12 protein-coding genes are annotated in these 9,787 nt (G+C 64.7%); 3 read left to right on the top strand and 9 right to left on the bottom strand.

The window, feature by feature from the left end; all coding sequences use genetic code 11:
* Positions 1–121: 121 nt before the first annotated feature.
* Complete coding sequence (locus AB6M95_RS18775; RefSeq protein ID WP_371388276.1) at positions 122–610, bottom strand: YchJ family protein; 489 nt, start codon at positions 608–610, stop codon at positions 122–124.
* 102 nt (positions 611–712) lie between these two features.
* On the opposite strand from AB6M95_RS18775, the gene arfB reads away from it, so the two are divergent.
* Positions 713–1,141 carry an alternative ribosome rescue aminoacyl-tRNA hydrolase ArfB gene (gene arfB / locus AB6M95_RS18770; protein WP_371388275.1) on the top strand — a complete coding sequence of 143 codons (429 nt, stop codon included), beginning with the start codon at positions 713–715 and terminating at the stop codon, positions 1,139–1,141.
* Here the strand turns inward: arfB and AB6M95_RS18765 are convergent.
* The 6 genes from AB6M95_RS18765 to AB6M95_RS18740 form a co-directional block, all read right to left on the bottom strand.
* Entirely contained in the window at positions 1,138–2,130 is a 993-nt protein-coding gene (locus tag AB6M95_RS18765; protein WP_371388274.1) for a glycosyltransferase family protein, read from the bottom strand. The two genes, arfB and AB6M95_RS18765, sit on opposite strands and share 4 nt — an antisense overlap.
* Before the next feature lie 3 nt (positions 2,131–2,133).
* Entirely contained in the window at positions 2,134–3,339 is a 1,206-nt protein-coding gene (locus AB6M95_RS18760; RefSeq protein WP_371388273.1) for a methyltransferase domain-containing protein, read from the bottom strand.
* Positions 3,340–3,590: 251 nt separating this feature from the next.
* Positions 3,591–4,004: an ASCH domain-containing protein gene (locus AB6M95_RS18755; RefSeq protein WP_371388272.1), complete on the bottom strand. Its 414-nt coding sequence runs from the start codon at positions 4,002–4,004 to the stop codon at positions 3,591–3,593.
* Positions 4,005–4,125: 121 nt separating this feature from the next.
* Positions 4,126–4,740, bottom strand: coding sequence for a 3'-5' exonuclease (locus tag AB6M95_RS18750; protein ID WP_371388271.1), 615 nt, complete (start codon positions 4,738–4,740; stop codon positions 4,126–4,128).
* Positions 4,741–4,853: 113 nt separating this feature from the next.
* Positions 4,854–5,513 (bottom strand): tetratricopeptide repeat protein, encoded by a 660-nt coding sequence (locus AB6M95_RS18745; RefSeq protein ID WP_371388270.1) that lies wholly within the window; start codon positions 5,511–5,513, stop codon positions 4,854–4,856.
* A gap of 16 nt (positions 5,514–5,529) precedes the next feature.
* Complete coding sequence (locus tag AB6M95_RS18740) at positions 5,530–6,276, bottom strand: hypothetical protein (protein ID WP_371388269.1); 747 nt, start codon at positions 6,274–6,276, stop codon at positions 5,530–5,532.
* 120 nt (positions 6,277–6,396) lie between these two features.
* Here AB6M95_RS18740 and lgt point away from each other — a divergent pair, with 120 nt between their 5' ends.
* On the top strand, positions 6,397–7,179 hold the full coding sequence (gene lgt, locus AB6M95_RS18735; protein ID WP_371388268.1) for a prolipoprotein diacylglyceryl transferase: 783 nt from the start codon (positions 6,397–6,399) through the stop codon (positions 7,177–7,179).
* On the opposite strand, the gene AB6M95_RS18730 is transcribed toward lgt, so the two are convergent.
* A complete protein-coding gene (locus AB6M95_RS18730; protein WP_371388267.1) occupies positions 7,171–7,956 on the bottom strand; it encodes a glutaminyl-peptide cyclotransferase in 786 nt (261 codons plus the stop codon). The two genes, lgt and AB6M95_RS18730, sit on opposite strands and share 9 nt — an antisense overlap.
* Positions 7,957–8,081: 125 nt before the next feature.
* Positions 8,082–8,714, bottom strand: coding sequence for a TetR/AcrR family transcriptional regulator (locus tag AB6M95_RS18725; RefSeq protein WP_371388266.1), 633 nt, complete (start codon positions 8,712–8,714; stop codon positions 8,082–8,084).
* Between the two features lie 144 nt (positions 8,715–8,858).
* On the opposite strand from AB6M95_RS18725, the gene ispH reads away from it, so the two are divergent.
* Positions 8,859–9,707: a 4-hydroxy-3-methylbut-2-enyl diphosphate reductase gene (gene ispH, locus AB6M95_RS18720; RefSeq protein ID WP_371388265.1), complete on the top strand. Its 849-nt coding sequence runs from the start codon at positions 8,859–8,861 to the stop codon at positions 9,705–9,707.
* The last annotated feature ends 80 nt before the right edge of the window (positions 9,708–9,787 follow it).

The following is a 9,787-nucleotide window of genomic DNA, read 5'->3' as shown; positions in this document are numbered from 1 at the left end:
GAATCGGCGTCAATCTGGCATTGGCATGAATGTTCACTCGGTCCTCCTTTCGGCAATTGCGTCTTCGTAAACACAATTTGACCGATTAGGGCCGAGTGAACAACCTCCTATAACTTCACAGCTAGCGCCCGCAGCACTTCTTGTATTTCTTGCCCGAGCCGCAGGGGCAGGGTTCGTTGCGGCCGATCTTGGGTTCCTTGCGGATGGGCGGCCCGGCGACCATCTGGCCGTCCACGTAGAGCCACTTGCCGTCGATGAAGTGGAACCGGCTGCGTTCGCGGTGGTCCTGCTCCTCGCCGTCGATGGCGTAATGGGCGGAGAATTCCACGATGCCCGCCTCGTCGCCTTCCAGGCCAGCCCAGGTGTCGTGGATGGTCAGGCCCAGCCACTGCGCGGATTCGGCCCACTGGCGCACGGACGCGTCATCGTGGTCCTTGAGGGCCTCGGGCGCGAGGGTGGCCTTGAGATAGTCGAGCTCCTTGAGCACGTAGGCGGTGTAGCGGGAGCGCATGAGCGCTTCGGCGGTGGGGGCCACGGCTTCGCCGGAGATATAGGGGGAGCAGCACTTGGACAGTTCCAGGCCGGACCCGCAGGGGCATTGGTTGGACATGGGATACCTCGTTTGGTTTTGGTCAGCGGATTGTAGAGAAAACCGCCCGGCTGTCAATGAGTAAGCGCTTGCCGTGCGCGGCCCGGCGTGGCACCCTGCGGCATGCTTCGCATCACCGAGACCGTTTACATTCCCTGGACCGAACTGCGCTTCATCGCCTGCCGCAGCTCCGGCCCCGGCGGCCAGCACGTCAACACTGCGGACACGCGGGTTACGCTGTTGTTCGACGTGGAGAATTCCCCGAGCCTGACCCAGTTGCAGAAGGTCGCGATCAGGGGGAAACTTAAGCGGCGCATGGACAAGCACGGCGTGCTTCAGGTGACCAGCCAGAAATTCCGCAGCCAGAAGAGCAACAAGGACTCGGCCGTGGAGCGGTTCGTGGAGCTGATGCAGTGGGCGCTCAAGCCGGTGGTCCCGCGCAAGGAGACCCGGGTGCCCAAGTCGGCCAAGCGCAAACGGCTGGACCGCAAGAAGCGCACGGCCGAGCGCAAGCAGGGCCGCAAGCTGCCCGATTTCAGCGGCGAGTACTAGTCCTTCCCGAGCGCGGCCCTGAGGTAGCGTTCGCCCAATTCCATATCCGCATAGGCCTCGGCCAGGTGCAGGTAGACCACCTTGAGATACTTGGCGTGGATGCGCCCCGCGTCATCGAGCCGCCGTTGCACGGTCTCGGGCGTAATGGCGTCCATGGCCGCGAGCAGGGCGGCGGCGCGGTGGCTCGCCCGGTGGTGCGCCTCGATCTCGGCCTGGCCCGCGCGGGCGATGCGTTCGCGCCGCTCGGGGTCGGCCAGCAGGCCGCAGACGATTCGGACCAGCTCGTCCACGTCGTCGGGCGGGTAGGTGACCAGATGCACGCCGTCCGTGAACAGTCGGGACTGGCCATGGCCGATGGCGGGCGTGACCAGGCATGCGCCGCAGGCCAGGGCCTCGAAGACCCGGAAATTGAGGTCCCCGCGCTCGGCGATGTTCAGGACCACGCGGGCTTTGGGGAAGAGTTCGCCGAACTCGCCCGTGGTCACGTGGAGGTTGGGCAGCCGGGCCTTGAGTTCCTTCAGAAACTGGTAGCGCACGGGCGTGGTCTCGCGGTTGACGGTGCCCACGAAGAGCAGGTCCCACTCCTTGGCCGGAGGGGCTTGCGGCGGCTGCTCGTCGCGCAGGGGGTAGGGCGGCAGCCAGAGGATCCGGTCGTCGGAAAGCCGCTGCCGGAACCGGGGCATGTGGTCGCGCAGGGACACGGCGGCCAGGTCGAAGGCCTGGGCGTACATGGGGTACCAGGAGTGGATGTGCGAGTCGATGGCGTAGAAGGCCGTTGCGCAGGGGTAGGACTCCACGCCGACGAGCGGCGGGGGGATGGACCGGTCCGCGTAGAGGACGATGTCCGGCTCACCTTGGCAGCGCTTGACGATATCCGTCCAGGTCAGGATTTCGGGCCCGGCGAGCGGGATGTTGACGATCTCGAAACCGGTGTCCCGGGTGTGCGGCGGCCGGAAGTAGTAGCCGCCGATCCAGGCGATCCGCTTCACCGTTTAGGCCTCCTTGCGGGCCATGTGCAGGATGCGCCTCGGGCCGATGCACGACTGCGTGCGGTGGGACGGGATGTTCCGCCGCAGCTTGAACCCCTGGCGCGTGGCCTCGGCGATGATCACCGGCAGCTGGCTCTCGCCCACTTCCAGGATGCACTCGTTGCAGTGCGCGAACATGATCTCCGTGGTCAGCTCGAACTTGCCCGTGCGGTGCAGGACGTTCAGGGCCAGGATGATGTCGTATTTCTGCTTCAGCGGGGTGGTGATGTCGTAGATCATGAAGTGGCAGCCCGAGCCCTTGGCCCCGGCCAGGTAGTTGGCCAGGTCCACGGCCCCCTGGTCCATGTCCAGGCCCACCCCGGCCGCGCCCATCTCCTCGGCCTTGAAGGTGTAGTAGCCGTGCATGCAGCCGTAGTCGCACAGGGTCTTGCCCGTGAACTCCACGCCGAGCTTGAGGATGTTCCGCCAGGCCTGGCCGGACTGGGTGAAGCCGGGCACGAGCACGCGGCCCCGGTACTCGATGGTCTGGTAGAAGGGGTTGAAGGAGTCGGCCTCGGCGATGGTCTTGAAGACCTCGCGGTCGGCCTCGGGCACGCCCGGATGGACCGCGTCGCGGTTGGCCTCGGCCCAGCGGGTGATGTCGTCCGAGTCCCCGACCACCTGGTAGCCGTCCAGCACCGGTTCGAGCATCTCGCAGAACGGGGTGTTGGCCGGAAGCGGTTTGCCCGTCTTGACCGCCTCCTTGGTCTGGCGCACCCGGCGCAGGGCGAACCGCTGCAGGCGGACGTCCCGGTCCGGGTTGAGGTAGAAGGCCTGGACGATGGTGAAGGGCGAATAGATGTCGTCCAGTGCGTCCAGAAAGGCCTGGTGGATGTGCGGATGGCTGATGCGGCATCCCTCGAAGACGATGTCGCGGTAGCGGCGGGCGCGCAGCTGGGGGATAAATACGTTCTTGAAATCGGTGTATGTGCCCGGGTGGCGCACGGCCTCGATGTCGCCGCCGTATTGCTCGGCCACCTGATGGGTGAAGGCGTCCAGACGCAACAGGTCATAGCCCAGCTCGTCGGCCAGCTTGCGGGCGGCATGGCTCTTGCCCCCGGCGGGCGGGCCCGCGATGATGATCACCTTGGGGCTGAAGTGGTAGATCCGCTCCGGCGCGGCCTGTGCGCCGGTTTTGGCGGCGGCTTTGGAAGTGCACTGTTCTTTCATGGATACATCCAATGTAATCGATGCGTTGCGGGCCGATCCGTGGGGCGGCCCGTCAGAAAAACGGCGGGCAAAAGGCACGAATTGCCCGTCCGCAGGTAAATTGCACGATATATGCCAAGCCTCGCGGCTGGGGGCGGCGGGACATAGCGTCCTGTCAGGGCGGGGTGGAGCCTGGAATTCCGGCCGCCTTGGGAGCGGCCCAAACGAGAAGCGAGTCCCTTTTTTTGGCAGGCTGGCGGCGGCCCGTGCTCTCAGCCCAGGTCCTCGATGAGGATGAACCGTTCCCAGACGATTGGCATATCCGGGGAAAACCCGCCGTTGCGCTCAAAGTAGTCGCGATGTCCCGCCCGCCAACCCTCAAGGCTGTCGTCCTCGCCTTCGGCCAAGGCCATCGCTTCCGTCACCGCATCGAACCGGCACTGGATCAATTCAACGGTTTCAATGACAAGGGCCGGCGTGTCGTCCCAGTTCAGCGCGATATCCCGCCGCCCGACAGCCGGCATGGGTTCGCTGTCCTGATAGTCCCGCAGCGCGCAGCAGGTCGCCACTTTTCTTCTGGAGCGCACCAGGGAAAGGAGCGCATGGCATAGGGCGGCGCTATCGCCGAACTTGAACGTTTCCGCCGTGGGATAGCGCCGTTTGAGCGCCTTGAGTTCCTCAAGCATATTCTCGCCTTATCTCTCCGCTCCGGGGGGCGCAGGGTGTCGCAAATCGCGGACCCGGTTTGAAGGCCGCAGGGGCGCAAAACCGGCATCCGAGTGTGTACAGGATGTATGGGGCCGCCCCCTAGGTCAGGCCAAGCTCTTCCAGGGCCAGGTACAGCTCGCGGCTGATCCAGGCGTCGGTGGCGGCGTAGACGAGCTGCTGCCGGGTGAGCTTGTCCTTGGCCCAGTTGGAGCACTGGGCGGACTTGGAGATGCGGAAGCCGAGCAGGTTGGCGGCCATGTTGCGCAGCCCGTGGGTCTGGAGATTGTACTTGGCCGTGATGTCCGAGAGGTCCACGAAGCCGCTCGGCTTGAAGCGGGAGTGTTTCTGGAGCCCGAGGATGTCGTCGCGCACGGCCACGCCGGTCTTGAGGATGCGCCGGTTGGACAGGATGTCGCAGACCCCCTTGGCCAGGGGCAGGACGCCCAACTGGAAGACGTAGGCGCAGTCGGAGGTGGCCAGTTGGAGCAGGGACGGCGGGCCGGGCTTCTTGCCCTTCTTGAACACGGGCCGGGTCTCGGTGTCGAAGCCGAGCAGGGAGGATGCGCGCATGCCTTCGAGCGCCTCCTCGAGATCCGCATCGCTGCGGACGACCTTGATATCCCCCTCGTAGTGGCGCAGGGGCATTTCGTTGATCTCTTCCTTGGTGAAGGCCCGGAGGTACTGTTGCGGGATGTCGAGGCTGTCCGTGGTCATTAATAATGTGCTTGGTCGTTAAAAGTTTTAGGGATCGTTGTACATTCCCGCAAGTTCGTCAAGTACAAGGTGAATCGCCCGCCCGGAAGGTTCCGGGCAGGCGCATCCGTTTCTTAGAAGTAGCGCAGGAAGCCGCCCGAGCAGGGGGCGCTGTTGTAGCGCCACCAGTACGACCCGTTGCACGCCTCCGAGGCCGGAATCATGCCGTTTCGGTTGTTGTACCGAAGCACGTTCTGCACGAACTGGTGCTGGGTTTCCCGCTCGATGGCGTCGATGGCGTCCGAAAGCTTGATCGAGCCGTCCTTGACGCCGGGCAGGACCCGGCTCATCTCGGAGGTGATGAACCGCTGGGAGGGGTTGGCTTCCAGAAACTTGTCGAAGGCCTTGAGCGCGGCCTCCTTGTCGCCCTTGCGGCCCTCGGACAGGGCGATGAACAGGGCGGCGTCCCAGATCTTGTCCTTTTCGCCCTGGGCCTCGGTCAGGGTCTTGATGCTCTGGTCGTATTGCCCGGCGAAGTACATGGCGATGCCCGCCTTGTCCAGGGAGGACTGGAAGTTCATGGTCCGGCTCACGGGGTCCTCGCCCAGGGCCTGGGCATAGGCGTCGGCCGAGGCCTTGAAATACTCCGCGGCCTTTTCGTCGTTGCGCGTGACGTAGACCCGCCAGGCGCGCTCGAAGTTGCGGTTGCCGATGTCGACGGAGTCCGCCATTGCGGGCAGAGCGAAGGCCAGCACGAGCAGGATTGCTGTGGATAACGTCAATGATTTATGCATGATAAAGTCTCCTTGTTCAGGACATGTACGTCCTGGCTATACGGAAGATGTTGTCGTAAGCGGTTTTGGTTCTGATGGCGAGCGCCATCTCGAGCGCCATGTCCATCTTGCGGCCGGTCTCGACCATGACTCGGTCCCGGATGTTCTCCAGGTGGTTGGCCAGGAAGTCGGCCTCGAAGTTGTCGATGGCCAGGGAAACGCCCTCGGAGAAGAAGCGCGAGCCGAGGTACGGGATGAAGCGGTCCAGGTTCTGGCGCCCCTCGCGGCGGGCGTACATGACGAAAAAGAGCAGCTTGACCAGCAACCGGTCGGCCTTGAGCTTGTGGTCCACCGAGAGGAGGATGTTCAGGTCCACGCCCTTGGGCTTGAGGGCGTCGAACATGGCCGTGGCCATGTCGAAGGCGCGGTCCTCGGTCATCAGCGGGTGGGCGAATTTGGAGTCCATGCGCACCAGGGTGATGCGCGGGTTCTCGCCCGATGCCACGGCGTAGATGGCCAGGCGCATGAGGTCGATCTTGGTCCGGTAGTCGTCGATGAGGATGTCCCGCTTGGTCTGGGCCAGCCGCCGGACAAGAGGGATGTCCAGGGCCGAGAAGACCGTCTCGAGCAGGTGCAGGATGTACGGTTCCGAGGTGGTCGCGATCTCCTCGTCCAGGATGTCGCGCCCCTTGCGCGCGTCCATGATCTTCTTGATGGACAGCCAATAGGCGGCCAGGCCCTCTACGGGCATTTCCAATATGTCGATTTCCTGCGGCTTCTGCATGACTGTCTGCTTTGGGCTTGACGGGGCGATGAAAAAAGGGACACCCTGTGCGTTGCCTCTCATCGTATCCGATTTTTAGCGGAAAAAAAATACGGTCCTTGCCGACGGAGCCCTTTTTTCATGCTCAATTACCCCCAGTTCGACCCGGTCATGATTTCCCTAGGCCCGCTGCAATTGCGCTGGTACGGCATGATGTACGTCTTCGGCATCGTGTCCGGCTGGCTGCTGGGCCGCTACCGGGCGACCAAGCCGTGGAACAAGATGACGCCTCCGCTCATGGACGACTTCCTCACCTGGGCCATCCTCGGCGTGGTCCTGGGCGGGCGCATCGGCTACGTCCTGTTCTACAACCCGTCCTTCTACCTGGCCGAGCCGCTCAAGATCTTCGCGGTATGGGAGGGCGGCATGTCCTTCCACGGCGGCTGCCTCGGCGTGCTGCTGGCCTGCTGGCTGTTCGGCCGGACCCACGGCATGTCCTTCCTGGAGGTGGGCGACTTCGTCTCCCCGCTGGTCCCGCCGGGCCTCTTCTTCGGGCGCATCGGCAACTTCATCAACGGCGAGCTGTGGGGCCGGTACACGGACCTGCCCTGGGGCATGCCCTTCCCCGGCGCGGGCGGCCTGCCGCGCCATCCTTCGCAGCTCTACGAGGCCGGGCTCGAGGGCGCGCTCCTGTTCCTCATCGTCTGGGTCTATTCGTCCAAGCCGCGCCCCAACGGGTGCGTGGGCGCGGTCTTCCTGCTCGGCTACGGCGTGTTCCGTTTCCTGGTGGAGTTCGCCCGCGAGCCGGACCGGCAGCTCGGCTTCGTGGCCCTGCACTGGATGTCCATGGGCCAGGTGCTCTGCCTGCCCATGATCCTGTTCGGCGTGGGCTGGTTGATCTGGGCCTATCGCAAGTCAGCGTAATTTCGGAATTTCGATTTCAAACAGCTGGTCCCAGTGTTTGCCGGTGACGTACAGCCGCCCTCCGGCCGCGTCATAGGCGATGCCGTTGGCCACGCCGCAGTCCCGGCCCAGCCGTCCGCGCAGGGGGGAGAGGTCTAGCCATGCGCGGACCGTGCCGTCGGCCATGTCGATGATCGCCACGCGGTCCGCCTTCCAGATATTGGCGTAGAGCCATTTCCCAACGAATTCCAGCTCGTTGAGCATGGGTACCGGGCGCCCCTCGTCGGTCACCGGCAGTTCGCCGGTCTTGGCGAAGGTCCTGGCGTCTCGCCATTCCAGCCGGGCCCTGCCCGTGGACATGACGAACCGTTTGCCGTCGAAGTCCAGCCCCCACCCCTCGGTGTCGTCGAAGGTGGACCGGTAGGCGAAGCTGGTCACCCGCCTAAGGTCCTTCAGAGCGTAGATTTCGCCGATGCCTGATTTCCAGGTGAGCATGCGTAGGATCTCGCCCTGGGGCGCGACGCCCTCGGCGAACAGGTCGGGCGCGACCTCCACGGTCTTCAGGTGACGGCCGGTCACGGGCTCCACCATGGCCAGGAACGAGCGGCCGTAGCCGCCCGAGGACTCGTAGAACACGCCGTTTCGGAAGAAGAGGCCCTGGGTGGAGGTGCCGGGGTCGTGGGGGTAGGCGGCGATCACCCGGCAGGTCAGGATCGGGGCCTGCGCCGGCGCGGGCGCGGCCCAGGCGAGGACGGCCAGGAGCGGGAGCAGGAACGGGATGGTCTTGAAAGAGGGCATGGACGTTCCTCGAAAATGGCGGGGCGGGGCGGGGAGGGACATCCGGGGGTGCCGAGCCCCGCTCCGGGGGGAAGGGGGCGGCCGACCGGTGCAGGTCAGGGGAGGGTGTCCGGCCGACGCACGCCTTACGCGCGTTGTTTCACCGCATTGATGCCGCCCAGGGCGAAGCGGACCACGTGGTCCACGAAATCCTCCACGTCCAGGCCCAGGTTGGGCCGGTGCGGGGTGAGCCGGTCCAGGATGGGCTGGGTCAGCAGGTGGTCGAGCATCAGGGCCCAGATGTTCGAGCTGCAATAGGCCAGGGTCTGGTCCGGCGTCTTCGGGCCCAGGAGCAGGGTCAGGATGTCGCGCAGCTCGTTGGCGCGCGGCTGGACCTGGTGCTGGACGATGAGGTCCAGGTTGTGGCTCGGCTTGGCCATCTCGCGCAGGAAAATGGCCCACTTCTGAGCGATCTGCCCGGTGCTCTGGGTGTAGATTTCCTCGGCCAGCCCCTTGACGAACCGGTGCAGCCGCTCCTCCGGCGGAAGGCTGCCTTCGTCGCCGGAAATCCACTCCTCGCCCTTGGGGAAAATCTCCTCGAGCACGGCCGCGTACAGGCCGTCCTTGCTGCCGTAGTGGTAGTTCACCGCCGCCACGTTGGCCTTGGCCAGGCCGCAGATGTCCCGCACCGTGGCCGAGTCAAAGCCCTTGTCCGCGAAAACCTCCATGGCGGCGAGCAAAAGGGCCTTTTTGGTATTGACGTCCGGGGATTCGTTCATAATTAATAGCCTGCGGACGCAAAAGCGCCGTCTGAATTGCTTGAAACATATGTTTGACGGTTCTATATTCCCGAGAGGTGTCGGCAAGTCAAGGGTTTTCCCGGGCCCGGCGGTTCCCGGTAAACCAGGCAAGGAGCGCAGCCAGTGGAAGTCATTTTAGCCGAAACCGCGGGGTTCTGCATGGGCGTGGACATGGCCCTGACCAAGCTCGACCATCTGGTCGCCGAACCGGACGGCCATCCTATCTACATCCTCGGTCCGATCATTCATAATCCCCAGGTCCTCAAACGCTACGCCGACAAGGGCGTGGTCATGGTTCACGACCCCGCCGAGGTCCCGGCCGGGGCGCACGTGGTCATCCGCGCCCACGGCATCACCCGCCAGGTGGAGGAATCCCTGCGCGGCCGCCAGGTGCGCATCAAGGACGCCACCTGCCCCCGGGTCAAGAAGGCGCAGCTGCTCATCGAACGCAACACCGCCGACGGCGGCGAACTGCTCCTCTACGGCGAGGCCGATCACCCCGAGGTCGCCGGGCTGGTCAGCTACGCCCAGAACGGCCATTTCGTGTTCGGGTCCGCCGACGAGCTGGCCGGGTACGCGCTCACCCCGGGCAAACGCTACGTCCTGGCCGCGCAGACCACCCAGGACCGGGTGCATTTCGAATTCATCGCCGAAAAACTGGCCGCGCGCGACGACGTGGAGGTGGCCGTGCTCGAAACCATCTGCGACGCCACCAAACTGCGCCAGACCGAGGCCAGGGACCTGGCCCGGACCGTGGATTTCATGGTCGTGGTCGGCGGCTACAACAGCGGCAATACCCGCCGCCTCGCCCAGGTCGTCTCCGAACAGGGCACGCCCTGCAAGCACGTCGAAACCGTGGACGAACTGCCGCTCGACGACCTCGCCCGATACAAACGCATCGGCGTCACCGCCGGAGCCTCCACCCCCCGCATCCTCATCGACAAGGTCCTCGCCGGCCTCGAATCGCTGTAGGGGGGAGAATGCCTCCGGCGGCTGGGGGAAGGGGAAGGAAAACCCTTTGAAAAGGGCTTTTCCTTCCCCTTCCCCCAGAC

It is taken from the genome of Pseudodesulfovibrio karagichevae, assembly GCF_041414475.1.
Lineage (GTDB): Bacteria > Desulfobacterota > Desulfovibrionia > Desulfovibrionales > Desulfovibrionaceae > Pseudodesulfovibrio > Pseudodesulfovibrio karagichevae.
Note: the sequence above shows the minus strand (reverse complement) of the source record. Positions and strands in the feature narration are given on the sequence as shown.

Coding starts and splice junctions, on each gene's coding strand:
- AB6M95_RS18740 (WP_371388269.1), bottom strand. CDS start 6,276: ATGCAGAAGCCGCAGGAAATCGACATATTGGAAATGCCCGTAGAGGGC.
- AB6M95_RS18755 (WP_371388272.1), bottom strand. CDS start 4,004: ATGCTTGAGGAACTCAAGGCGCTCAAACGGCGCTATCCCACGGCGGAA.
- AB6M95_RS18730 (WP_371388267.1), bottom strand. CDS start 7,956: ATGCCCTCTTTCAAGACCATCCCGTTCCTGCTCCCGCTCCTGGCCGTC.
- AB6M95_RS18775 (WP_371388276.1), bottom strand. CDS start 610: ATGTCCAACCAATGCCCCTGCGGGTCCGGCCTGGAACTGTCCAAGTGC.
- AB6M95_RS18760 (WP_371388273.1), bottom strand. CDS start 3,339: ATGAAAGAACAGTGCACTTCCAAAGCCGCCGCCAAAACCGGCGCACAG.
- arfB (WP_371388275.1), top strand. CDS start 713: ATGCTTCGCATCACCGAGACCGTTTACATTCCCTGGACCGAACTGCGC.
- lgt (WP_371388268.1), top strand. CDS start 6,397: ATGCTCAATTACCCCCAGTTCGACCCGGTCATGATTTCCCTAGGCCCG.
- AB6M95_RS18725 (WP_371388266.1), bottom strand. CDS start 8,714: ATGAACGAATCCCCGGACGTCAATACCAAAAAGGCCCTTTTGCTCGCC.
- AB6M95_RS18745 (WP_371388270.1), bottom strand. CDS start 5,513: ATGCATAAATCATTGACGTTATCCACAGCAATCCTGCTCGTGCTGGCC.
- AB6M95_RS18750 (WP_371388271.1), bottom strand. CDS start 4,740: ATGACCACGGACAGCCTCGACATCCCGCAACAGTACCTCCGGGCCTTC.